A 24,446-nucleotide genomic window follows, 5' to 3' on the forward strand; every position below is an offset into this window, starting at 1 on the left:
CTTTCCAACAGGAGCAAATATGTATCTCGGGCTCGATCTAGGAACATCCGGTGTCAAGGCGCTGTTGATCAACGACGCGCAGACGGTGATCGCTTCGGCCCATGGCGAACTGGACGTGTCCCGCCCCCATCCGGGCTGGAGCGAACAGGACCCGGCACAGTGGATCAAGGCCTGCCGCACTGCAATTGATGGCCTGCGCGCGGCCCATCTGAAAGAGTTTTCGGCGATTGCCGGTATCGGCCTTTCCGGCCAGATGCATGGCGCTACCCTGCTGGACGAACAGGATCAGGTATTGCGTCCCTGCATCCTCTGGAACGATACGCGCAGCTATCGCGAAGCGGCCAAACTCGATGCCGATCCGGCGTTTCGCGCCATCACAGGCAATATTGTCTTTCCCGGTTTTACCGCACCGAAGCTGGTTTGGGTTGCCAATAACGAACCGGAGATTTTCGCGCGCATCCGTAAGGTGCTGCTGCCGAAGGACTACCTGCGCCTCTGGCTGACCGGGGAATACGTCTCCGACATGTCGGATTCGGCAGGTACAAGCTGGCTCGATACAGGTGCACGCCATTGGTCGCGCGAGCTTCTGGACAAGACCAACCTCGATGAGAGCCAGATGCCGCGCCTTGCCGAAGGCACGGACGCAACCGGACGGCTGCGGGCCGAACTTGCCGCCGAATGGGGTATTGCCGGTCAACCGGTCGTGGCGGGCGGCGCTGGCGACAATGCGGCCTCGGCCTGCGGCATGGGTACGGTCAAGCCCGGCCATGCCTTCGTTTCGCTCGGCACATCAGGCGTACTCTTTGCTGCAAATGGTGCCTATCAGCCGAAGCCTGAAAGTGCGGTTCATGCCTTCTGTCATGCCTTGCCCGACACATGGCACCAGATGGGTGTCATCCTGTCCGCAGCGAGCGCGTTTGACTGGTATGCACGGCTTGTCGGCAAAACGGCACATGAACTCGACAAGGCACTCGGCGACACGCTGAATGCACCGGGCAGCGCGACATTCCTGCCCTATCTCTCGGGCGAACGCACCCCGTATAACGATGCGAAAATACGCGGCGTATTTTCAGGCCTTGAGCATGAATCCGATCAGCGCGCATTAACGCAAGCCGTTTTGGAAGGCGTCGCCTTCGCGATCCGCGACAATCTCGCCGCGCTGCAATCGGCTGGCACCGATATCAAGTCGCTGACCGCCGTCGGCGGTGGCTCGCGTTCCACCTATTGGCTGAAGGCAATCGCGACCGCATTGAATGTACCGATTGCCTTGCCGGAAGAAGGCGACTTCGGTGGGGCTTTTGGTGCCGCGCGACTGGGCCTCATTGCGGCAACCGGTGCCGATCCGTTTGCCATCTGCACACCGCCGCGCACCGAGCGCACGATAGAGCCGGAAGCCGCCCTGCTCCCGGCTTATGAGGAAGCCTATCAGCGCTACCACGCCCTTTATCCGGCACTTCACGCCCTCGCCGGTTAGTGACGCTGCCGCAAACAATTAGACATGACGACATTCGAACGGGAGGACACAATGAGCACCGGATTTTTCGGCGACATTCAGAAGGTTAAATATGAGGGACCGGACAGCGACAACCCGCTGGCATTCCGCCACTATAATCCGGATGAAATCGTGCTGGGCAAGCGTATGGAAGACCATCTGCGCTTTGCGGTCGCCTACTGGCACAGCTTTGCCTGGGAGGGTGGCGACCCGTTCGGCGGACGCACCTTCGACCGTCCCTGGTATTCCAACGAGCTGGATGCGGCAAAGCTCAAGGCTGACGTGGCCTTCGAGTTCTTTTCCCTGCTTGGCGCGCCCTATTATTGCTTCCATGATGCAGATGTGCGGCCCGAAGGGCGCAACTTTGCGGAAAACACGCGATATCTCAATGAAATTGTCGATATCTTCGAGAAAAAGCAGGCCGAAACCGGCGTAAAGCTTCTCTGGGGCACAGCCAATCTCTTTTCCAACCGCCGCTATATGGGCGGGGCCGCAACCAATCCAGATCCCGATGTGTTCGCCTTTGCCGCAGCGACCGTAAAAAGCTGCATCGACGCGACGAAACGGCTCGGTGGTGAGAACTACGTGCTCTGGGGTGGTCGCGAAGGCTATGAAACGCTGCTCAACACCGATCTTGGACGCGAACTCGACCAGATGGGGCGGTTCCTCAATCTGGTAGTCGAATACAAGCATAAGATCGGTTTCAAGGGCACGATCCTGATCGAACCGAAGCCGCAGGAGCCGACCAAGCATCAATATGATTACGACGTCGCGACGGTCTATGGCTTCCTGAAGCGTTACGGCCTCGAAAACGAAGTAAAGGTCAATATCGAGCAGGGCCACGCCATTCTGGCCGGTCACTCGTTCGAGCATGAACTGGCGCTTGCCCGTGCGCTTGGCATTTTCGGTTCCATCGACATGAACCGCAATGACTATCAGTCAGGCTGGGATACGGACCAGTTCCCGAACAATGTGCCCGAAATGGCGCTCGCCTATTATCAGGTCCTGCTTGCAGGCGGCTTCACCACCGGTGGCACGAATTTCGACGCCAAGCTGCGCCGTCAGTCACTCGATCCGCAGGACCTGCTGATCGGCCACATCGGTGGCATGGATTGCTGTGCACGCGGGCTGAAAGCAGCCGCCGCAATGCTTGAAGACGGCGCATTGTCCAAGCCGCTCGATGAGCGTTATGCAGGCTGGAACAGCGATTTCGGCAAGAAGCTTTTGACTGGCCTCTCGCTGGACCAGATCACGGCTGAAGTCGAAACGAAGGACATCAATCCGCAGCCGAAATCCGGCCGCCAGGAGTATCTCGAAAACGTCGTCAATCGCTACGTTTGAATCAGCAAACCGGCGTGAACAAAAAGGGCGCCAGTGGCGCCCTTTCCTTTAATCCATGTCAGTTTTTAAAGCTTGACCCAGCCGCCGTTTTTCTGTGACGAGCGCACGCAGGCATCGATGAAAGCAACGCCCTTCAAGCCGTCATCGACGGTTGGATAAATCACGGCGCTATCCGGCTTTTTGCCGTTGCGATGAGCTTCGATGGCATTGGCCGCTTCCGAATAGATCGTAGCAAAAGCTTCCAGATAACCTTCAGGATGCCCAGCCGGTACGCGGGTCACGCGGGCGCTCGCAGAGCCAACACCGGCACCGCCCCGCGTGATGAGCCGCTTTTGCTCGCCGAAAGGCGTGAACCAGAGATAGTTCGGATCTTCCTGCGCCCATTCAATGCCGCCCTTTGTGCCATAGACACGCAGGCGCAGCGCATTTTCATTGCCGGGCGCAACCTGACTGCACCAGAGCATGCCCTTGGCACCGCCCGCAAAACGCAGCATCACGTGCGCATTGTCGTCGAGGCGACGCCCTTCGACAAAACTATCGAGATCAGCGGCAAGACTGTCAAGCGTCAGGCCGGTCACGAAGGAGGCGAGATTGAACGCGTGCGTGCCAATATCACCGGTCGCGCCGCCTAACCCTGATTGCGCCGGATCGGTGCGCCAGACAGCGCCCTTGGCACCTGTCGCTTCCACCGCTTCTGTCAGCCAGTCCTGTGCATATTCCACCTGCACGACACGAAGATCACCAAGGTCACCATTGGCGATCATCTCGCGCGCCTGCCGCACCATCGGATAGCCGGTGTAATTATGCGTCAGAACGAACAAGGCGCCGCTTTCATCAGCGACCTTTTTCAACTTCTTCGCATCGGCAAGCGTCGAGGTCAGCGGCTTGTCGCAGATGACGTGAATGCCGCGCCGCAGAAACTCCTTGGCAGCTTCATAGTGAACGTGGTTCGGCGTTACGATGGAAACGGCTTCAATGCCGTTTTTCAGCCGCGCCTCACGAATAGCCATGTCCTTGTAGCTGGAATAGATGCGGTCTTCGGCCAGCCCCAGTTCACGCCCCGAGGCCTGCGCCTTTTCCACTGATGACGACAAAGCGCCTGCCACCAGTTCGAACCGGTTGTCGAGCCGCGCCGCCATACGGTGAACACCGCCGATAAACGCGCCAGCACCACCACCCACCATGCCGAGGCGGATACGGGGAGCAGCTGTTTCCGTGGTCTTTGCTTCGATGGTCATATCGATCCCTATATCTTATAGGCCGAGCATACGGCGATTGGCAGCGTCATCGGTGCCGCCGGATGCGAAATCGTCAAATGCCTTGTCAGTGACGCGGATGATGTGCGCCTTGACGAACTCCGCGCCTTCACGCGCTCCATCTTCAGGATGCTTCAGCGCGCATTCCCATTCGACAACGGCCCAGCCGTCAAAATCGTTCGCGGCCATTTTGGAGAATACCGCGCCGAAATCCACCTGCCCGTCACCGAGCGAGCGGAAGCGGCCTGCACGATTGACCCAGCCCTGATAGCCGCCATAGACACCTTGCCGCCCGGTCGGATTAAACTCCGCATCCTTGACGTGGAACATCTTAATACGGTCCTTGTAGATGTCGATATTGTCCAGATAATCGAGGCACTGCAGGACATAATGCGACGGGTCGTAAAGCATATTGGCCCGCGGGTGATTTTTGACCTGCTCCAGAAACATCTCGAAGGTCACACCGTCGTGAAGGTCTTCGCCCGGATGGATTTCATAGCAGATATCGACGCCGTGTTCGTCAGCGTGATCGAGGATCGGCTTCCAGCGTCGGGCAAGTTCCCCAAATGCTGTTTCCACCAGACCGGCAGGACGCTGCGGCCATGGGTAGACAAACGGCCAGGCCAGCGCGCCGGAGAAGGTCGCATGTGCGCCGATGCCGAGATTGCGTGAGGCGCGGATCGCCATCTTTACCTGCTCGACCGCCCAGGCCTGACGCGCCTTGGGATTGCCGCGTACTTCCGGTACTGCGAAACCGTCGAAAGCTTCGTCATAGGCCGGGTGCACCGCAACGAGTTGTCCCTGCAGATGGGTCGAAAGCTCCGTGACTTCGACACCATTCTGACGTGCTACACCGGCGAATTCATCGCAATAATCCTTCGATTCAGAAGCTTGCCTCAGATCGATCAGCTGGCTCGCCCATGTGGGAACCTGCACCCCGGCATAGCCTTTTTCGGCAGCCCATTTGGTGATGCCATCCCATGTGTTGAACGGCGCTTCATCGCCTGCGAACTGCCCAAGAAAAATCCCGGGGCCCTTGATCGTCTTCATCAAATTTCTCCTGAATCTGCCCAGACCCCGCCATCAACCGGCATCGAGCAATTTGAGAGCGCGCTTCGCGCTGCATATCGGGAATGAAAAGAAAAGCCGTGCGCCCGCTTAGACAGGCGCACGATATTCTAGCACCTTAGAACGGCGAATCCGGGAAATAGAAATCCTTCGCATTGTCCTTGGTGACGAGCGTTGCATCGAGGATGTAGCTGCCGCTCACAGGAATCTGGTCATAGAAATGACCGGCGGCGAGTTCCATGGCAGTTGAAACCATTGCTGGCGGATAGAGAACATCAACCGGCACAAGCTTGTCGTCATCCATCACCTTCTTGATCATGTCCTTGGAGCCTGCACCGCCCACAACATACTGGATGTCGCTGCGGTTGGCCTGCTTGATAGCTTCGAGAACGCCGACAAGCATGTCGTCATCCTGTGCCCAGACCACATCGATCTTCGGATATTTGGTCAGGAAGTCCTGCATGACACGGAAAGCATCGTCGCGGTTCCAGTTGCCATACTGGCGGTCGAGAACCTTCACGTTGGAGCCTTCAATGCCCTTGTCGAAACCGTCCTGACGCTGCTGATCGATCGGGATCGGCAGGCCGCGAATAACGACGACCTGCGCATCGGGCGTGGTCTTCTTGATATATTCGCCAGCCACCTGTCCGAGTGCCGGGTTGTTACCCGCCACGTAAAGATCGCGGATGGAATTGTCGTTGCTGCTCGGTGCGCGGTCGACCAGAGCGACAAAGGTTCCCTTGTCCTTGATTTCCTTGATGGCGTTGACGAGCGGATCGGGATCGGTCGGCAGAACAACCAGCCCGTCGAGGCCCTGAACGGCCAGATCCTGCAACGCATTGGCCTGCGATGCCGCGTCGGGCGACGTCTTGACGATGACGTTGAGGCCCGGATGTTCAGCCATCAGAAGCTTCGCCACGCGTTCGGCGTGATAGACGACACCTGCCGTCCAGCCGTGATCGGCAGCCGGGATCGACACGCCAATCGTCACCTTCTTGTCCTGTGCGCTTGCTGCGCTGCCAAAGGCAAGCGCACCCGCCGTCAAAGCGGCGAAAGCAAGCTTCATCAAATTCCCTCGCATAGTCTTCCTCCCAGTAAACACGGGGCTCTCATTCCTCTCTGGCTGGAATCGCCCCAACAATTCCGCCAATCCTTAAAGCGTGTCGCATTTTATCGTACTCGTATGACACGCTTTAAGCTTTTGTTTTTATGCATGTCTTCATCCCAAAACCGGTTTTCACTTTTGGGAGACATGCATTAGACCTATCTTCGCGAAAGCGAACGTTGCACCAGCATGGCGATGATGATAATCGCGCCCTGAATTGCCCCGAGCAGATACTCGCTGACGAAGTTCGACAAGATCATGATGTTTCCGATGATCTCCAGAATGAATGCGCCACAGATCGTGCCCCAGATACGGCCCACCCCGCCACGTAGAGCTGTTCCGCCGACAACGACGGCGGTAATCGCCTGCAGTTCCCACATCAGGCCGGTCGTCGCCGAGGTAGAACCCAGACGCGGCACATAAAAAAGCACGGCCACAGCGACGCAAAGGCCCTGAATGATGAAGGCTATAGTCCGCACTTTCTTGACTGAAATGCCGGAATAGCGCGCTACATCCTCGTTCGATCCGACTGCGATGACATGGCGGCCATAGCGGGTCCGATAGAGGACGAATGCCGCAAGTGCCGCAGTCACGAAGATCACGATAACCGGCACCGGCACGCCAAAAATGGAACCAAAATAGGCCGGGCGATAAAGCGCCTGAATGTCCGGATTGCGCAAGGTGATCGCGCCACCTTGCGACAACCATGTGGTGAGACCACGATAGATGCCCATAGTGCCGAGCGTGGCGATAAATGGCTCGATGCCGCCAACCGTCGTTATCAGACCATTCAACAGGCCGCAGGCTGCACCGACAATCAGCGCCAGCATCACGGCTGCAATCAGCATCATCACCGGATCGGCAATCACTCCACTATTCATAAACAGGATCATGATACTGGCGACAAATGCCACCATTGCACCCACGGACAGGTCGAGCCCGCCGGATGAAATCACATAGGTGGCACCAAGCGCGATAATGGCGATGAAAGCGCTACGCGTTGCGACATTGAGAAGATTGTCGATGCTGATGAAGTTCGGATTGGCAATCGTGCCCAGAACAAGCAGCAGGGCGAGCGCGATGAACGGGGCAATTGCCCGCAGATCCCAATCCTTGGACGTCCTCGCCACTGAGCTTTTATCGGTCGCAACCTGTGTCATCTGCTTCCCACTTTATTGTTTTTATGCGGCATTTTCGGCTTTAACGCCGGTTGCAAGCACGACGATGTCATGTTCCGTCATGCGGTCGCCTGTCACCTCACCGGCAACCTGCCCCTCCCGCATCACGACGATGCGGTCGCAGATACCGATCAGTTCCGGCATTTCCGACGAAACGACGATGATTGATTTCCCCTCATCGGCCAGATTGGCGATGAACTGATAAATCTGTTCCTTCGTGCCGACATCGATGCCGCGTGTCGGTTCATCGATGATCACGATGGACGGATCGAGCATCATCATCTTGGCAAGCAAAAGCTTCTGCTGGTTTCCTCCCGAAAGCTGTCCTGCCAGAATGTCCTTGCGGCCCGTGCGAATATCGAACTCGCGGATCGCATCATCGAGCGCGGAGCGTTCCCGGTTGCGGTCGATCTGCAAACCACTCACGAATTTCTTCAATGAAGCTAGCGTGAGATTGACGCCAAGGTCCTTGGACAGAAGCAGCCCTTTGCCCTTCCGATCCTCACTGAGATAAACAATTCCCGCCTTCTGGCTTTCATGCGCATTGCGGAAATGAACCGGCTTGCCATTGTGGCGTGCATCCCCCTTACCGGGTCGCAGACCGACGATCCCTTCCATCAGCTCCGTGCGTCCGGCGCCGACCAGACCGGCAAAGCCGAGTATCTCGCCCCGGTTGAGATGGAAGCTCGCATTTTGCACGTAGCCGGGTACGCTGAAGCTATCGACTTCGAGAATGGCAGCGTTGTCATGCTGGCTTGCGCGGTCAGGATAAAGCTTTGAAACGTCACGACCGACCATCAGGCGGGCCATGTCGGACGGCTGTAATTCCGAAGACAGGTGTGCTGAAACAAGCTTGCCGTCGCGAAGCACGGTCACGCGATCGGATATTTCCTTCACTTCCGGCAGGCGGTGCGAGATATAAAGAACAGCGACGCCCTTTGCGCGAATGTCGCGAATGACTTTCAGCAGCGCTTCCGTCTCAAACGGTGTCAGCGAAGCGGTCGGTTCGTCAAAAATCACCACACGATGCGGCACCAGCAGCACGCGGGCGATCTGGACCAGCTGGCGCTGCGCAATCGACAGGGAGCCGACAACCGCATCCGGATCGATATCGGCGCCCAGATCATGAATGGCCTTGCGCGCACCTTCGCGCATCGATTTATCATCGACAACCAGTCCACGGTTAAGCTCGCGACCAAGATAGATGTTCTGCGCGACGGTCAAATCGGGTGCGAGGAGAATTTCCTGATGCACCAGCACAATGCCCTGCGCTTCGGCCTCCACCGGCCCCGAGAAAGTAACCGGCTTGCCGTCGATGCGGATTTCTCCGCTCGTAGGACGCTCATTGCCTGCAAGCAACTTCATCAGCGTCGATTTCCCGGCTCCATTCTCGCCGATGATCGCATGGACTTCGCCGCCGAAAATGCGCAGATCGATATTTTTCAGAACCTGAACAGGACCGAATGATTTGGAAAGCGACACAGCCTCCAGCAGTGTTGGCCCGTCATCTTTATCTGGCGCACTCATGCGCAACCACCCACAGCGAACTGCCGCATTTTTTGCGTCTTTAATATGCTCTTTGCCGACAGTTCTGGCTGCACGTGAACTCCTCCCAAAGCGTCACGATAAAAAGCTTAGCTTTCGTTTTGAGGTACGTAAAGCAAAATATGCACTCCAAGGTGTTATCAAACCGGAGGAGCCCTGACCTTACAAGGCTTCTGCCGTTAAACAGAAAGGTTCCGATCAATCATCCTGATGGACCGGTTCATCGACAAATGTACCGCCCTGATAGACCGCGAGTGCTGAATCCGGCGCTGGTCGCGGCGTTGTCTTCTCCAACTCGACCCGGAAACGTTCCGCATTGTCCTTGGGGTGCCAGCCGAGAAAACGGGCATGGCTGTTGTCCCACCACGCCGAATCGTTGTTCGAAACACCCCAGATAACGGGACATCCCAGCATCGGCGCCCGGAAAACACACTCAATCAGACCAGCGAAATCGTCATACGACATCCAGGTCGAAAGCATGCGATGATTGCGCGGCTCCTCAAAACACGAGCCGATGCGAACGATTGCCGTCTCCTGACCGAATTTGTCATGATACATGCTGGCAATGGACTCGCCGAAGCATTTTGAAATGCCGTAAAGACCGTCTGGACGTGTGGGGGCCTTTGCGTCGATATATTCGTCCTGTTTATAGAAACCGATCGTATGGTTTGAGCTGGCAAAAATGATACGCGGATGGCCATGCGCCCGCGCGGCTTCATACAGATTGTACATCCCGACGATATTTGCGTTGAGTATCTTGCTGAAAGACGCCTCGGTCGAAATACCACCGAGATGCAGAATACCGTCGCAACCTTCGACAAGACGCATGACTGCCTCTAAATCGCCGAGGTCGCATTGAACCAACTCTTCATTGAGTTTGGCTTTGCCGAGATCGGCAACGTCGGACAGGCGTAGCAGCTCGGCTTTGCCGGCCAGTTTATCTCGCATTACGCGCCCGAGTCCGCCCGCAGCACCGGTAATCAGAAGTCTTTTCACGAAAATCTCCAATCGGACGGGATAGAGCAAAATCGACCGTTCGGCTTGTGGGCGTCAGCCCTCGTGAACGGTTATCTTAAGGATGGAAAAGCAGCGTCCCCTTCCCAAGTACGTCGCCGCGACAACCATCATACATGTCCAAAAGTGACGGTCAACGCCGACACAGCCGGCAACTTATCGCTTCCGACGACGATACGGAATGATTACTGATCCGGTAACAGGCTAATCAGATTATCGATGAGCGGCGACCGGTTGTTCTTCATCGAAACCAGCCCCAGCCGAGCCAGAAGCGGCTCTCCTTCAATAGGCCTGTATGTGACACCGGCCAGCTTGATCTGGGCAATGGCAGCGGGAACAATCGAAACGCCAAGATCGGCAGCGACCAGGTTTACGACCGACGGCATCTGCGGCGCTTCCTGCGCCACGATCATTTCAAAGCCTGCATTTCGGCAAGCCTCAACCACGTCGTCGTAAAGGCTAAGCCCCACAATACGCGGGAAAAGCACAAATGCCTCATTTGCCAGAGCTGAAATTGGCAATTTGGGGTGAACCGCAAGCGGATGATGGCTCGGCAGGGCGATCAGCATCGGCTCATCAGCCAGCCGTTTCATGCGCACATCCTTGGGGTTTTCCAAACCGGGTCGGATGAAGGCGGCGTCCACTTCCCCCCTGACCAGCTTTTCCATCAGAAGATGGCTGTTCATCTCCGTCAGGGTCAGCCGGACATCGGGCCATCTGGCGCGAAATTTACGGATCGTGCCACTGACGACCGGATTGAAGGCAGACGAAGCGGTAAAGCCCAATGCCAGCCTGCCGGTTTCTCCCCGTGCCGCGCCTTGCGCTGCGAGCTTCGCCTTCTCGGCGGCAGCAAGAGAAGCCTTCGCTTCACCGAGGAAAGCCGTTCCTGCTGCGGTAAGTTCCGCTCCGTGCGGCACGCGATGAAACAGCGCAACGCCGATCTCGTTTTCGAGGTCGCGTATCTGCTGGCTGAGCGGTGGCTGGCCGATACCGAGCTTCGCAGCCGCACGTGTAAAATTGCTCTCTTCGGCCACAGCCAGAAAATAACGCAGATGACGCAGTTCCATCGCCATATCCAAAAGCTATTACAATCGTCACATCCATATATTGGACAAATGAAACATCTTTGACTAGATCAAAAAGCGGGAGGATTTAAAAAGGCAAAGTCATGTCACGCCTCGCAGAACGCAGCCTCGACAGCGTCAGAACACCGGAAAGCCAGCTCAAGCTCGTTTCAGCTCCCAGGGCAACCGAACAGAAAAATTATCTCGTCAAGGGAACGCCGGCATTCCGTAATGCGAGCATCGCGCTGTTTCTGTCCGGCTTTGCGACCTTCTCCCTGCTTTACTGTGTCCAGCCGCTGATGCCGCTTTTCGCGCATGATTTTAACATCACGCCTGCAGCCAGCTCCTTGTCGCTTTCTGTTTCGACAGGCTTTCTCGCCTTTGCAATTTTCTGTGCCGCAGCCGTATCCGAACGCTTCGGGCGCAGGACACTGATGTTCGCCTCGCTCCTCGGCTCCGCACTCTGCACAATAGCCAGTGCATTGGTGCCGGACTGGCATATGCTGCTCGTCATTCGCGCCCTGCAGGGCCTGCTGCTTGGCGGCGTGCCTGCGGTCGCCATGACCTATCTGGCGGAAGAAATCGACCCGCGCGGCCTTGGCGCGTCAATGGGACTTTATATTGCTGGCAATGCATTCGGCGGCATGGCGGGCCGTGTCATCGCCGGAACGCTCGCAGAGTATTTCTCCTGGCGTGTCGGCCTGGCAGGTATGGGCCTGCTGGGACTAGCGTCATCCATTGGTTTCCTCCTCCTGCTGCCCGCCTCGCAGAACTTCGTCCCGCGCCCCGGCTTCAATGCACGGTTTCACCTCAGCGCGTAGATCAGTCACATCCGCAACCCGGCCTTGCCACTGCTCTTTGCCATTGGCTTTCTCGTGATGGGCTCGTTCGTCACCATCTATAACTATATCGGTTTCCGCCTCGTGACGGCGCCTTTTAGCCTCAGCCAGACGGCGCTCGGCGCCATTTTCACGGTCTATCTGTTCGGCATTGCAGCTTCATGGCTTGCTGGCAGAATGGGCGACAGGCTCGGCTATTTCACCGTGCTTCCCATCGGGCTTGCCATACAGGCTGCGGGCTGTCTTCTGACCCTCTTTGCACCGCTGCCTGTCATCATTGTGGGTATCATCCTCGTGACAGTCGGCTTCTTCGTCAGCCATTCGGTCGCCAGCGCTCTGGTCGGTCGGCTCGCTCTCCACACAAAGGGACATGCGTCATCGCTCTATCTGCTCGCCTACTATCTCGGCTCCAGTGTCGCCGGTGCAGCGGGCGGCTATTTCTGGGTTGCGGATGGATGGTCTGCGGTTGCCGAATTCACCTTTGTCATGCTTGCCATTGCGTTCGCAGCGGCACTGGGTGCAGCCCGCCTGTCAAGCCGGAACTGAGATTGGACAAAAAGATAAAATTTTATGGAACCATCTTCATTCCAGCGCGTTCATGCGGCTCGGAAGGAGAATGATTGCATGCAAATTGTCGATGCTCTGGTCAAAAGATGCGACAAGGAAAATTCCTATCAGGTAGAATTCATCGGTGAAGATGGCGAAACTGTTTGCGTATCCTTCCGCCACGATTCCGAGGAAGAGCTGAGCCACCATGACGCCATTGCGAGCGCGCTTGCCAAGATGGCGCCGCTCACGGCTTATGGTGCAGCTTTCATCAGCATCCTGTCGGCCAACAAGTTGAACACGGCCGCCACAGCGGCCTGATAAGTTCCAATAGGAAAGCCCTGCGCTCCAGCCGGATCGCAGGGCTTTTTGTGTCTTTTGATCTGCCCTTTTGAACCGCTTTGGGATTGATATCCTTCTGAAAATTGCCTAGCTGCTTGACAGGAGCGAAGCAATTGACGGAGGTTCGGACATGAGCGAATTGGCCGACTGGTTATCGGACACACATCCGGTCACACGAAAGAATGCGGCTGAAGTTGTATTCGACGATATTCGCTTGGCCATCACATCCGGTCGCCTTGCCGTGGGCACCCGCCTGCCCTCTGAAACTCAACTCGCTGGCCGGTTCGGTGTCAGCCGCCCAATCGTGCGGGAGGCGCTGCGGTCACTACAGACACTGGGCCTCACCCAGACCCGGACAGGTAGTGGCACCTACGTCCTGAATGCTTCCCCCGCGAGCGAACTGAATTATGGCGGCTATTCCGCGCGTGATCTGATCGAGGCACGCCCGTTCATCGAAGTGCCGGCGGCAGGTTGGGCAGCTTTACGACGCAGCGCCGAACAACTCGCCAACCTGCTTGAACTTTGCGACAAGATGGACCGCCAGACGGACCCGCAGAAATGGGAATTGCTCGATTCCGAATTTCACTGCGCGATTGCCGAGGCTTCCGGAAACACGGTCTTCTCCAAGATTGTCGCTGATGCCCGCGAGGCGCTGATCCAGCAATCTGAACTCGTCAACCTGATGTCTGGCCGCCGCGAAGCTTCGAATGTCGAACATCGCCTGATTGTCGAAGCTATTGAGGCGGGATCGGAAGCTGATGCCCGCGCTGCGATGGAAGCGCATCTGAGCAAAGTCAAGACTGCTGTAACGACGATCATCGGCAAGGATGAGGTCTGACACCACAATTGCAGGAACACTGCTTTACACAGGATTCGCGCAGATTATTCATGCCAATCCGGCTTGGCACGGTATTTTCATGCCAGATAAGCACAAGCCGGTAACACTTTATTCCTGCTTATTTTTTCCCTGCCAGCCTATTTCGGAAATGCATGCGATGCTTCTCATTTGAAGCCGAATACTTGACGCGCGTTCTGCGATATGCGTTAAAACCGGCTTCAAAATCTGTCATGCAGCTTTACAGAATACCCATCAAATAGGGATGAATTCCATACCCTCATTGAATGACCGGCGGCGCGCCCTAATTGGCCTTTCACGCCGAACGGTCGCCTGTCGAAACCGCGCTCTCAGGGAGGAGCAATGCCGATCGAAACCATGAAGGCCACCCCGGCCGAACGCGAAGTGTTCATTGAAGAGGACCGTGGTTATCACAAAGCCCTGAAACCGCGTCAGATCCAGATGATCGCCATCGGCGGCGCGATCGGTACCGGGCTCTTTCTCGGTGCAGGCGGACGCCTCGCAATGGCAGGTCCGGCCCTGGTCTTCGTCTATGCCCTCTGCGGCTTCTTTGCCTTTCTGGTGCTGCGTGCACTGGGCGAGCTCATCATGCATCGCCCCAGCTCCGGTTCCTTCGTCTCCTATGCCCGCGAATTCTACGGTGAAAAACTGGCGTTCGTGGCAGGCTGGATGTACTGGCTCAACTGGGCCATGACGTCGGTTGCGGACGTAACGGCTGTCGCGCTCTATATGAATTTCTTCAAGCACTATGTGCCGTGGCTGCAAGGCATTGACCAATGGGTGTTCGCACTGACGGCCCTTGTCATCGTGTTGTCGATGAACCTTCTGTCGGTGAAAGTGTTTGGCGAGCTGGAATTCTGGTTCAGTCTCGTCAAGGTCATTGCGCTCGTGACCTTTCTGGTTGTCGGCATTTACTTCGTTGTCTCCGGCACGCCGATTGACGGTCATTCGGCTGGCTTCAGCATCATCACGGATAGCGGAGGCCTTTTCCCGAACGGCATATTGCCTGCATTCATCATCATCCAGGGTGTGGTTTTCGCTTATGCATCCATCGAGTTGCTGGGTACCACAGCGGGAGAAACCGAAGACCCGCGCAAGGTCATGCCCCGCGCAATCCGCACTGTGGTCTTCCGCCTTCTCGTCTTTTATGTAGGTTCTGTTCTGCTGCTGTCGCTGCTTCTTCCCTACACAGCCTATTCTGCTGGCGAGAGCCCGTTTGTGACCTTCTTCGGCAAGATCGGCGTCGAAGGTGCGGATATCATCATGAACCTCGTCGTCCTGACCGCGGTTCTGTCGTCGCTGAATGCCGGGCTTTATTCCACCGGACGCATCCTGCACTCCATGGCCATTTCCGGCTCGGCGCCAGCCTCACTGGCCAAGATGAACAAGAACGGCGTTCCCTATATGGGCATCGCGGTTACCGCTGTCGTCACTGTCATCGGTGTTGTTCTCAATGCTGTCGTGCCTGCAGCAGCCTTTGAAATCGCGCTTAATCTCTCCGCGCTCGGCATCATCACGGCATGGGGCGTCATCGTCCTTTGCCAGCTGAAACTTTGGCATCTTGCGCGTCGCGGCGAAATCGTGCGCCCGGATTTCCGCATGTTCGGTGCACCTTACACCGGCATCCTCACACTCGCATTCCTGCTTGGCGTACTTGTCCTGATGGCACTCGACTATCCAGTCGGCACATGGACGATTGCTTCGCTGGCAATCATCGGCCCTGCCCTCATCTTGGGCTGGTATATGATGCGTGAACGCATCCATCGACTTGCTACCGAACGTGCTGTAGACGCCAGCATTCCCGGTAAGTGAGAGGATTCGGAAATATGACGCTTGCAAAGCCTTCCATAGCGGTGATCGCCACTGGCGGCACCATCGCCAGCAAGCGTGGGGAAGACGGAGCAAGCACACCGGTCCTGTCCGGTGAGGATCTGCTGGAATTCGTACCGGACCTTGAAGCGGAGCTTCTCCCGGTCGACCTGATGGCGAAGGATTCTGCAAGCCTCACCCTTTCCGACATGCAGCGCATCAGCGGTGCCGTCGGTTCCTGCCTCAAGGATCGCGACGTCGACGGCATCGTCGTCCTGCACGGAACGGATGCCATGGAAGAAACGGCGCTGCTGGTGCATCTGCAGCGCCGCATCAGCAAACCCGTGGTTTTCACCGGAGCACAATTTACCGCCGACCACCCGCAGGCGGATGGGCCGGAAAATCTCGCCACCGCCATTCGGCTTGCCTGCGATCCGGCCAATGCCGACAAAGGCGTCCTTATTGCCTTCGGCGGACGGATCGTACCGGCTTGGGGGGCATACAAGTTCAACAGCGACAGCGCCGACGCCTTCCGCTCTGCACGTATGATGCAGATCCAGAGCCCGACGCTTCCAGCCCCTGTCGGTGAACGCCGGATCGACACGATTGCCATTTATCCCGGCTGCGATGCCCTCCACATAGAAGCGAGCATTGCAGCCGGTGCCAGCGGCATCGTTCTTGCAGCGCTCGGTTCGGGCAATACCACACCCTGCGTTGTCGAAGCTGTCCGCGAATGCTCGCGCCGCAATATTCCCGTTGCAGTTTCAAGCCGCGTACCGGAAGGCCTGTTGACACCCGGCTATGGCGGCGGCGGCGGCGGATATGATCTTGGCGAAGCTGGAGCCATTCACGCACATACGCTTCGCCCGGGTCAGGCGCGCATCCTGCTTGCCGCATTGATCGCGAGTGGCAGCTCAAAGGATGCGATGGTTCACGCTTTCAGCGACGACCGATAAGCAGGTCAGCCCGGAAACTGGCGGTAGCATTCTTCCGCCACCTGCCGCAGCCGTTCGCGCGAAATCTCGCCGCTTACTGCATAACCAAGATCGTTGTCGATCCAGTAGAAAGTTTCGACACCATCGCTTGAAGCAAAACGGAAACTCGTATCGCGGTTATCCGGATTGCGACCGACGATCACCGAAAGCCGTTTCCCTGCCTCGTCCTCATACATGAAGAAGGCGCCCGCCTTGCCGTCAACCGGCAACAGGCGCCCACCGACAAGCTGGAAGCCCAACGAACGGAGATCGGGAACACGAAGGTCGGGTATGTCGAGCCGTTTGCCAAGCCATGTCGCAAGATGCGCCTCTTCGTTGGAAAAGACCTCAACCGGATGCTGTACTTCGCTGGCATAGATGAGATATGCCGCCTGCGACTGCTGCGGCAGAGTCTGCACGCTCGCTATTTGTGGCTCTGCTTCCGCAAACAGGCGCGAGCCAGCAAAGCCGCCAGCGGCGCCGATCAACAAGGCCGCCAGAACCGCTGCGGCAACAGCGCTACGATAGGTGCGCGACTGGCGTATCCCCGCTGAGCGGATCATTCCGGGATCGTCGTTCTTTGCCTCGGCATAACCGGAAAAGAGTTGCCTGATACCTTCGTTCTGTCTGCGCCATTCGGCAGCCAGCGCCGCCTGCTCGGGGTTGCACTCAAGAAGCCCGGCAATGCGCGCATGTTCTGCTTCGGACAATTGCCCGTCGACAAAGCCGAGCAGTTCCGCTTCGGTTATGGGAGAATTGCGTTCTGTCATCGGTTTCTCCGAAGCGTTACAATATTCGAGCCGCTCATATGTTCGGCAACGCGATGTCTTGCCCGTGAAAGCCGCGACATGACCGTTCCGACAGGTATGCCCAGCATTTCCGCCGCCTCGCCGTAGCTGTAGCCTTCGACGACGATGAGCATCAGCACCGCGCGGTTATCGTCCGGCAGGGTGTTGATCGCCTCCTCAAGCTGCTGCAACTGGAACGGATCCGTCTCCGTCGCAGCTACACTGACATTTTGCACAGCATCCAGCGTTTCATGTCGGGTCCGGGCGCGGCTTTTGTAGCCATTGCGATAGAGGTTGGTCATCATCGTGAGTATCCACCCACGCAGATTGAGGCCACGCCACTGGCCGCGCCGCGACAACGCCTTCGCCACGCAATCCTGCAAAAGGTCCTCGCCTTCGGCATCGGACTGAGCAAGGCTACGCGAATAACGCCGCATGACCGGCAGGAGGGCCAGAAGCTGGCCCTCGAAGCTTTCGGGAGCAGGATGGCTCACATCGGCCTCATGGCTTTGCTGCGTGCCAGACTCCATTAACGCCGTCTCCGGTGACATCGCCGGGCTTCTTGTCCTTCACCCAGTAATAGAGCGGCATTCCGTCTTTCGCCCATTGCTCGCTGCCATCCTTGCGCTTGACCAGCGTATATGCGCCGGAAGCCTTTGCTCCCTTCATCGCCATGAAGGGCGGCCAGTTCTTTGCGCAAGTATCATAGCAGCTGGATTCACCCTTGCTATCCTTGTCGAAAGTGTAGAGCGTCATATCCTTGGCGCCTGCCAGCACCTGCCCCTTCGAGCTTTCCATCGTCTTGACGGATGGCGCGGCCAGCGCGGCTGACGCCGCCACGGTAGCGATTGCCAGTACGGACATAAAACCAAACGTTTTCATGATCTGCCTCACGGGGTTCCAATCGCGACATGCGATATGGAGATAAGACAATCGACAACCGCGATTTATTCCCGAAGCCGCAAATATTTTTCCGTTCCTGCATCTGAATGCCATCAAAACCATTGATTAGCAGGCTCTAAACATTATATATAGCTACACATATAATAGATAGCTATACAATGTCTCAGTCAAAACATGATCTCGAAGCGGCTTTCACGATGGAGCTTTCCACGGCCGCGCGCAAAATGCGCAACCTGTTCGATTCCCGCGTCCGGGAACGCGGGCTGACGCTGGCACGTGCCCGCGTGCTCCTGCTTCTCGCCCAGCAGCGCGACTGGAACCAGCGCGAGCTGGCAGATGCTCTGGAAATCGAGCACCCTTCCGTGGTCCGCCTTCTGGATGGCCTTGAAAAGCAGGGGTTGATCTATCGCGCCGCGGTTGAAAGCGATCGCCGCGCGAAACGTATCGAGCTGACGGGTGAAGCGCAGGCGCAGGTGCGCGAGTTACAGGAAATCACCCGCAACATCCGGTCGGAGCTCTTGCAGAAGTTCGATCAGAAGTCACTTGAAACTGCCCTTACTGTTCTTCAGGAAATCAGCCAAACGGTGGAAACGACACTCGCGGGGAAAGACCGCTAGAACCATGTCGGAAGAAGACAACAATCAGCAAGGACAACAGGCTTCCCCGGCAAGCCAACCGGCTGCCGCGCCTGCTGTTCCGCATATGCCGGTTTACATGTCCGCTATCTACATCGCCGCGTCTGTCCTCATGTGGTCGACGCGCGGTCTCAGCATGTATTTCATCTCGGCCAACACGCAGCATATACAGGGATCACTCGGCGCAACGCTGACGGAAACCTCGTGGCTGATCGCAGCCTATATGGCTCCCTATGCCAGCCTGACGATCCTTCTCATCAAGATACGCACCCAGTTCGGTCTGCGCCGCTTTGCGGAAATCGCGATTGCCGTTTTCCTGATTTCTTCCCTGCTGCATCTGCTTGTCTATGATATCTGGTCGGCGATCCCGATCCGCTTCATTGCGGGCGCTGCTGCGGCGCCGATCTCGACCATCGGCTTTCTTTACATGCTCGAAGCCTTTCCGCCCGCCAAGAAAATGACTTGGGGCCTCAGCCTCGCGCTCACCTGTTCGGCTGCGGCAGGCCCACTGGCGCGTGTCATCTCACCGCTACTGTTCGATATCGGCCAATGGCAGCAGCTCTATATGGTCGAGATAGGCTTGTCGCTCGCAGCCTTCGCCGTGGTCTATATTTTGCCGATGACACAAGCGCCGCGTGCAAAAGTGTTGCACTGGCTGGATTTCGTCGCTTACGGACTGATTGCCATCGGCTTTGGGCTTCTCGCGGTCGTACTGGTTCAGGGCAAGAACTATTGGTGGTTCGAAGCCCCCTGGATCGGCATATGTCTGGCGATCTCAATCGCTGTTCTTGCCTGCGCTGCCGCAATCGAACTCAACCGCGAGCAGCCGCTGATGAACCTGCATTGGCTGTTCCAACCGGAAATCCTGCGCTTCACGCTGATCCTCTTCATATTCCGCATCGTGCTTGCCGAGCAGACAACCGGTGCGGTCGGCCTCTTTCAGGCATTCGGCCTGCAGGACGGCCAGAGCCGCGGCCTTTATCTCGTCATTCTCGCTGCATCCTTGGCGGGGGGCATTACCTGCGGCATGTGGATGAAGCTTGAACGCGTATCGTTCATCTTCGGGCTGGCGCTGGTCTTCATCGCGGTCGGTGCCTTTCTGGACAGCCATGCCACAAACCTGACCCGCCCGCACAACGCCTATCTCAGTCAGGGCCTGATAGCCTTCGGCGGCGCTCTGTTCCTGCCCCCGGCCATGCTTGCGGGCATCACCAAGGCGCTGAAACAAGGACCGACCTACATGACGAGTTTCATCGTCATCTTCCTGTTCACGCAGAACATCGGCGGTCTTATCGGCTCTGCCGTGTTCAGCACATTCATCGCGATCCGCGAAAAGTATCATTCCGCCTATCTGGTGGAGCAACTGGTTATGTCCAACCCCGTCGTCGCCCAGCGCGTTCAGGCGCTCTCCGGCACCTATGCAAAGGTTCTGGCTGATCAGGGACTGACGAAGGCCGAAGGGCTGGCGCTTCTCGGACAACAGGTCACCAAGGAAGCGACGGTGCTGTCCTATAACGATGCTTTTCTCGCAATCTCCGTCATTGCGGGCCTCTCGCTCGTTTGCCTGATCGCCTATCGCTTCTATGAAAACATGCACACCCACCATAACGCTACGGTGGCTGGTTAAATCGACGAGTATTTGAAAATGTCAGTTGGAAAACAGTATATTCGCGGCGGCTTCGCCCTCATCATCGGCCTTGCAGGCGTTCTGATGGTGCTGTGGGCGTGGCAGTTGCCGCCTTTCAAACACACCGTCGAGACAACCGATAACGCCTATGTCCGTGGACAGGTGACGGTTATCAGTCCGCAGGTCGCCGGTTATGTCACCAAGGTCAATGTCAACGACTATCAAACAGTAAAACAGGGCGACCTACTGTTTGAGATCGACAGCCGCAGCTATCAGCAGAAGCTGGATCAGGCGCTGGCCGCACTCAACAGCAAGAAGGCAGCCCTGGCCAATTCAGAACAGAGCCAGCGTTCGGCTGAAGCGACGATCCAGTCGCGGCAGGCACAGATTTCCGGCGCCAAGGCAGCACTTGAGGTGGCCGAAGCCAATGCAAAGCGCGTCGAGGCTTTGCTGCCGCGCGGTGTGACCACGCAAAGTTCTGCCGATACGGCTCACGGCACCCTGCTTCAGGCGCAGGCCTCCGTCGAGGAAGCTCAGGCAGCGCTGGCCGTCGCACAACAGGACCTGCAGTCCATCATCGTCAATCGCGACAGCCTCAATGCCGATATCGCCAATGCGGAAGCAACCGTTGAACTGGCGCGGATCGACCTGCAGAACACCCATATCATTGCACCGCGTGACGGCACACTCGGCGAAGTGGGCGTGCGTCTCGGTCAATATGTGACAGCGGGAACGCAGCTCGTCTCCGTCGTACCGAAGATCAAATGGGTAATGGCGAATTTCAAGGAAACTCAGCTCTACGGCATGAAGATTGGCCAGCCGGTCACATTCACCGTCGATGCGCTGCGTCACGCAGAGCTGAAGGGGCACATCGAAGCCTTCGCGCCTGCTGCCGGTTCCGAATTCAGCGTCATCAAATCCGACAACGCGACCGGCAACTTCACCAAGATCACGCAGCGCCTTTCCGTTCGCATCGCCATCAATGAAGATCAACCGGATGCGGCACGTCTAGTGCCCGGCATGTCGGTGGTCGTCCGTGTCGACACAAATGCTGAGCCAGTTGCAAACTAAAACAACCGCAACTTACGGGCATGGAACGCCTCGGCGTAAGTTTCAGGCGCGCGGCATTCCATGCCGCGTAGCCGGGCAAGCCCGCGAAAAGTTTCCGCGTCAAACCAGTCCTTCGAGCGCTGCGTGCCGAAGTGTTTCATCAACAGGTCGATCTTGCGATCCATGATCACAGCCGGTAGCGCCGAATAGGCGTTGGGCTGGCCCAGATCGCCATCCCATTTCGGGATTTCATATTCAAGGATCACCTGATCCCGAAACAGGTTCCATGTCAGCTCGTTGACCGTGCGGTGGTCCTGATGCGCATCGCCATGGCGATGAGTAAAGACCATATCCGGCTGCCCTCGCCCGCGCTGTTCGATCAGCCATTGTTTAATCTCACGGCTTTGCGCCGGGAAATAACTATCCTCGAACGAGGCAAGATGAATGTTGAAACTGTCTATCCCGCGCAGAAAATCGCGCGCGGAAGCTTCCGCTTCCGCACGCCTTTCCTCGTTTCCCGACAAAACACACCACTCCACATGCAATGGCGTGCCGCTCTCGATCAGGCTCAGAAGCGTGCCGCCGCAACCGATTTCGATATCGTCGGAATGCGCGCCCAGACAAAGCAACTGCAGCGGACGGCTCTGATTTGCGAGCGAGCGCAGATCAATCATAGCGCTATCGCGACATTGGTAGCGCGTCGTTCGGCCTCTTCCGCCTTGTGCCTCTTCCAGGGCATGTCGCCCTTTTCGACCATGTCCTCAAGCGTCTGCCAGTCGCGCAGCGTATCCATCGAGCGCCAGAAACCCTCATATTTATAGGCCATCAGCTGGTTTTCGGCGATCAGACGGCCGAATGGCTCAAGCACCAGTTCCTCGCCTTCGCGCATATAGTCGAAGATTTCCTTGCGGAAGAGGAAGTAACCGCCGTTGATCCAGATATCGGAGGTGTTCGAAGTCCGGAAAGCTCGCACGTCGCCGCCTTCGGCAATATCGGCAAGGTGATAGGTCAGCGGCGGGCGGACGGCGAGGAAACAGGCAATCTTGCCGCTGGCACGGAAACGTTCCGTCATGTCGTCGAGATCGACATCACTGAGCCCGTCACTGTAATTGGCAAGGAACATATCCTCATTCGCCACATGCGACCGTGCGCTCCAGAGCCTCTCGCCGATATTGCGCCAGATCCCCGTATCGAGCAGCGTCACGCTCCAGTCACGATCCACTTCCTCAAGCAATTGCACATTGCGCCCGCCATCGGAAACCACACAGTCCGCGAAGGTCTGCGGGCGGATCGTCAGGAAGAAATCCTTCACGACATTGGCCTTGTAGCCCAGGCACAGAACGAACTCCATGTGCCCGTAGTCGCTGTAATATTCCATAACGTGATGCAGGATCGGCTGATGGCCGAGCGGAATCATCGGCTTCGGGATGTTCTCCGAATATTCGCGGATTCTGGTTCCAAGACCGCCGCAGAACAGAACGACTTTCATGACTTACCGCTCCTCTGTGAGTAGTGCCGGGTCAATCAACGTGACGTGTGGGATCGGAATGATGAACTTTGCACCCCATTCGACCACGTGCTGCATCTGCCGGATGATCTCGTCCTTGAAGTTCCACGGCAGGATGAGGATGTAATCGGGCCGGTATTTGTCGATCGCCGACACATCGTAGATCGGAATGTGCATGCCCGGTGTAAAACGCCCGTGCTTGTACGGATTGCGATCGACCGTGAAATCCAGGAAATCCGTGCCAATGCCGCAATAGTTCAGAAGCGTATTGCCCTTGCCCGGCGCGCCATAACCGCAGATGCGCTTGCCGGCATTCTTGGCTGCAATCAGGAAGGACAGGAGATCGCGCTTGGTGCGCCGGGTCTTTTCGGCAAACTGCTCATAGGTCGAAATCTCGTTGAGGCCGAAACTCTCTTCGCGCTTCAGAAGGGCGGCCACACGCGGTCCTGCCTTCCGCTTGCTGCTGTTATGCGCAAGATACACCCGGAGCGACCCGCCGTGGGTTGGCAGTTCCTCCACGTCGATGACCTTCAGGTGATGGCGGTGCGCCATGTACCGGATCGTCAGCAACGAGAAATACGAGAAATGCTCGTGATAGATCGTGTCGAACTGGTTTTGTTCGATAAGATTGGCGAGATGCGGAAACTCCAGCGTAATCACGCCTTCCGGCTTCAGCAACAGCTGCAGACCGCGCACAAAGTCATTGAGATCAGGGACTTGCGCCAGAACGTTGTTACCGATCAGGAGGTCGGCCTTGCGTCCTGTGCCGACCAGTTCGGCAGCGAGCGTCGAACCAAAGAAATCCACGCGCGTCGGCACGCCCTTGGCAATGGCCGTTTCTGCCACATTGGCCGCCGGTTCGATGCCTAGGATCGGGATGCCCTTCGGCAGGAAATGCTGCAGGAGATAACCGTCATTGCTGGCAATCTCGACCACGAAGCTGTTTTCGTTCAGTCCCAACCGCTCGGTTATCTCGTCGCAATAGGTCTTCGCATGGCTGACCCAGCTGGTGGCGAAAGACGAGAAATAGGCATATTCAGTGAAAATCTCGGCAGGCGAGAAATACTCCTTCAACTGCACCAGATAACAATGATCGCAGACAAGCGCGTAGAGCGGGTAGTAAGGCTCCATGCGGTCGAGGCGATCCGCCGTAATGAAGCTTTCGCAAGGCGGCGACATCCCAAGATCAACAAAGGTGTGTTTGAGTAGTTTACCGCACAGGCGACAGCCGGTCTGCTCTTGCGCCATGCTCGTGCTCCGCGAAATATCCGGCGTCTGGATGGTCATACGTCGTTCCTCGCCTCAACGAACCTTCGGACTGGTCCGTTACGGGTTGATGGGGTTGAACTCCGATCCACGTCGGATAATCAAAACTACTAAGCGGCCTAAAAATTGCCGAGACTGTCATCAGGGGCGAGCCGTACATACGATCGGGCGCAACATTCACCGGACGGACTACGAGGAGTAGGTACCCGATCTTCACCCTATGGCGACGTGGGCGTAGGCA

Annotated in this window: 22 protein-coding genes and 1 pseudogene; 10 read left to right on the forward strand and 13 right to left on the reverse strand. The window is 57.1% G+C overall.

The window, feature by feature from the left end; translation table 11 throughout:
• Positions 1 to 19: 19 nt before the first annotated feature.
• Together xylB and xylA are read left to right on the forward strand one after the other, a co-directional pair.
• Positions 20 to 1,474 carry a xylulokinase gene (xylB, locus tag AAE521_RS10890; RefSeq protein WP_342061319.1) on the forward strand — a complete coding sequence of 485 codons (1,455 nt, stop codon included), beginning with the start codon at positions 20 to 22 and terminating at the stop codon, positions 1,472 to 1,474.
• A 51-nt stretch (positions 1,475 to 1,525) separates the two neighbouring features.
• Positions 1,526 to 2,833: a xylose isomerase gene (gene xylA, locus AAE521_RS10895; RefSeq protein WP_342061320.1), complete on the forward strand. Its 1,308-nt coding sequence runs from the start codon at positions 1,526 to 1,528 to the stop codon at positions 2,831 to 2,833.
• A gap of 65 nt (positions 2,834 to 2,898) precedes the next feature.
• Here the strand turns inward: xylA and AAE521_RS10900 are convergent, their stop codons facing one another.
• The 7 genes from AAE521_RS10900 to AAE521_RS10930 form a co-directional block, all read right to left on the reverse strand.
• Positions 2,899 to 4,071 carry a Gfo/Idh/MocA family protein gene (locus AAE521_RS10900; RefSeq protein WP_071630865.1) on the reverse strand — a complete coding sequence of 391 codons (1,173 nt, stop codon included), beginning with the start codon at positions 4,069 to 4,071 and terminating at the stop codon, positions 2,899 to 2,901.
• Positions 4,072 to 4,086: 15 nt separating this feature from the next.
• Positions 4,087 to 5,139: a sugar phosphate isomerase/epimerase family protein gene (locus AAE521_RS10905; protein ID WP_012092836.1), complete on the reverse strand. Its 1,053-nt coding sequence runs from the start codon at positions 5,137 to 5,139 to the stop codon at positions 4,087 to 4,089.
• Positions 5,140 to 5,275: 136 nt separating this feature from the next.
• Complete coding sequence (locus AAE521_RS10910) at positions 5,276 to 6,238, reverse strand: substrate-binding domain-containing protein (protein ID WP_071630866.1); 963 nt, start codon at positions 6,236 to 6,238, stop codon at positions 5,276 to 5,278.
• 182 nt (positions 6,239 to 6,420) lie between these two features.
• Complete coding sequence (locus AAE521_RS10915; protein ID WP_342061321.1) at positions 6,421 to 7,422, reverse strand: ABC transporter permease; 1,002 nt, start codon at positions 7,420 to 7,422, stop codon at positions 6,421 to 6,423.
• A gap of 21 nt (positions 7,423 to 7,443) precedes the next feature.
• The gene (locus AAE521_RS10920; protein ID WP_071630868.1) at positions 7,444 to 8,967 is read right to left on the reverse strand and encodes a sugar ABC transporter ATP-binding protein; all 1,524 of its coding nucleotides are present in this window, start codon (positions 8,965 to 8,967) and stop codon (positions 7,444 to 7,446) included.
• A 216-nt stretch (positions 8,968 to 9,183) separates the two neighbouring features.
• The gene (locus tag AAE521_RS10925) at positions 9,184 to 9,981 is read right to left on the reverse strand and encodes an NAD-dependent epimerase/dehydratase family protein (protein WP_071630869.1); all 798 of its coding nucleotides are present in this window, start codon (positions 9,979 to 9,981) and stop codon (positions 9,184 to 9,186) included.
• Between the two features lie 203 nt (positions 9,982 to 10,184).
• Positions 10,185 to 11,066, reverse strand: coding sequence for a LysR family transcriptional regulator (locus AAE521_RS10930; RefSeq protein WP_071630870.1), 882 nt, complete (start codon positions 11,064 to 11,066; stop codon positions 10,185 to 10,187).
• 101 nt (positions 11,067 to 11,167) lie between these two features.
• Here AAE521_RS10930 and AAE521_RS10935 point away from each other — a divergent pair.
• From AAE521_RS10935 to AAE521_RS10955, 5 genes and pseudogenes are all read left to right on the forward strand, one after another.
• Positions 11,168 to 12,448, forward strand: a pseudogene (locus tag AAE521_RS10935) (MFS transporter).
• A gap of 78 nt (positions 12,449 to 12,526) precedes the next feature.
• Complete coding sequence (locus tag AAE521_RS10940; RefSeq protein WP_084094010.1) at positions 12,527 to 12,769, forward strand: hypothetical protein; 243 nt, start codon at positions 12,527 to 12,529, stop codon at positions 12,767 to 12,769.
• Between the two features lie 151 nt (positions 12,770 to 12,920).
• Complete coding sequence (locus AAE521_RS10945; protein ID WP_342061322.1) at positions 12,921 to 13,628, forward strand: FadR/GntR family transcriptional regulator; 708 nt, start codon at positions 12,921 to 12,923, stop codon at positions 13,626 to 13,628.
• Positions 13,629 to 13,988: 360 nt separating this feature from the next.
• Complete coding sequence (locus AAE521_RS10950; protein WP_010658598.1) at positions 13,989 to 15,458, forward strand: amino acid permease; 1,470 nt, start codon at positions 13,989 to 13,991, stop codon at positions 15,456 to 15,458.
• A 14-nt stretch (positions 15,459 to 15,472) separates the two neighbouring features.
• Complete coding sequence (locus AAE521_RS10955) at positions 15,473 to 16,411, forward strand: asparaginase (protein WP_071630874.1); 939 nt, start codon at positions 15,473 to 15,475, stop codon at positions 16,409 to 16,411.
• A gap of 5 nt (positions 16,412 to 16,416) precedes the next feature.
• On the opposite strand, the gene AAE521_RS10960 is transcribed toward AAE521_RS10955, so the two are convergent.
• From AAE521_RS10960 to AAE521_RS10970, 3 genes are read right to left on the reverse strand one after another with little or no spacing between them, the layout of a single operon-like run.
• Positions 16,417 to 17,199 carry an anti-sigma factor family protein gene (locus tag AAE521_RS10960; RefSeq protein ID WP_342061323.1) on the reverse strand — a complete coding sequence of 261 codons (783 nt, stop codon included), beginning with the start codon at positions 17,197 to 17,199 and terminating at the stop codon, positions 16,417 to 16,419.
• Positions 17,196 to 17,747 (reverse strand): RNA polymerase sigma factor, encoded by a 552-nt coding sequence (locus AAE521_RS10965; RefSeq protein ID WP_342061324.1) that lies wholly within the window; start codon positions 17,745 to 17,747, stop codon positions 17,196 to 17,198. The genes AAE521_RS10960 and AAE521_RS10965 overlap by 4 nt, the downstream gene beginning before the upstream one ends.
• Positions 17,719 to 18,099: a COG4315 family predicted lipoprotein gene (locus AAE521_RS10970; RefSeq protein WP_012092824.1), complete on the reverse strand. Its 381-nt coding sequence runs from the start codon at positions 18,097 to 18,099 to the stop codon at positions 17,719 to 17,721. Before AAE521_RS10970 ends, AAE521_RS10965 begins: the two co-directional genes overlap by 29 nt.
• 179 nt (positions 18,100 to 18,278) lie before the next feature.
• Between AAE521_RS10970 and AAE521_RS10975 the strand changes: the two genes are divergently transcribed.
• The 3 genes from AAE521_RS10975 to AAE521_RS10985 are packed head-to-tail and all read left to right on the forward strand — an operon-like array spanning position 18,279 to position 21,453.
• Positions 18,279 to 18,737 carry a MarR family winged helix-turn-helix transcriptional regulator gene (locus tag AAE521_RS10975; protein ID WP_029927683.1) on the forward strand — a complete coding sequence of 153 codons (459 nt, stop codon included), beginning with the start codon at positions 18,279 to 18,281 and terminating at the stop codon, positions 18,735 to 18,737.
• Positions 18,738 to 18,741: 4 nt separating this feature from the next.
• Positions 18,742 to 20,382, forward strand: a complete 1,641-nt coding sequence (locus tag AAE521_RS10980; RefSeq protein WP_342061325.1) for an MFS transporter — start codon at positions 18,742 to 18,744, stop codon at positions 20,380 to 20,382.
• An 18-nt stretch (positions 20,383 to 20,400) separates the two neighbouring features.
• The gene (locus AAE521_RS10985; protein ID WP_342061326.1) at positions 20,401 to 21,453 is read left to right on the forward strand and encodes an HlyD family secretion protein; all 1,053 of its coding nucleotides are present in this window, start codon (positions 20,401 to 20,403) and stop codon (positions 21,451 to 21,453) included.
• Here the strand turns inward: AAE521_RS10985 and AAE521_RS10990 are convergent.
• The 3 genes from AAE521_RS10990 to AAE521_RS11000 are packed head-to-tail and all read right to left on the reverse strand — an operon-like array spanning position 21,450 to position 24,226.
• Positions 21,450 to 22,106, reverse strand: coding sequence for a PIG-L deacetylase family protein (locus AAE521_RS10990; protein ID WP_258124373.1), 657 nt, complete (start codon positions 22,104 to 22,106; stop codon positions 21,450 to 21,452). The genes AAE521_RS10985 and AAE521_RS10990 overlap by 4 nt on opposite strands.
• Complete coding sequence (locus AAE521_RS10995; RefSeq protein WP_342061327.1) at positions 22,103 to 22,921, reverse strand: sugar phosphate nucleotidyltransferase; 819 nt, start codon at positions 22,919 to 22,921, stop codon at positions 22,103 to 22,105. The genes AAE521_RS10990 and AAE521_RS10995 overlap by 4 nt, the downstream gene beginning before the upstream one ends.
• A 3-nt stretch (positions 22,922 to 22,924) precedes the next feature.
• Positions 22,925 to 24,226, reverse strand: a complete 1,302-nt coding sequence (locus AAE521_RS11000; protein WP_036586513.1) for a class I SAM-dependent methyltransferase — start codon at positions 24,224 to 24,226, stop codon at positions 22,925 to 22,927.
• Positions 24,227 to 24,446: the final 220 nt, after the last annotated feature.

Source organism: Brucella cytisi, assembly GCF_038433355.1.
GTDB classification, from domain to species: Bacteria; Pseudomonadota; Alphaproteobacteria; order Rhizobiales; family Rhizobiaceae; genus Brucella; species Brucella cytisi.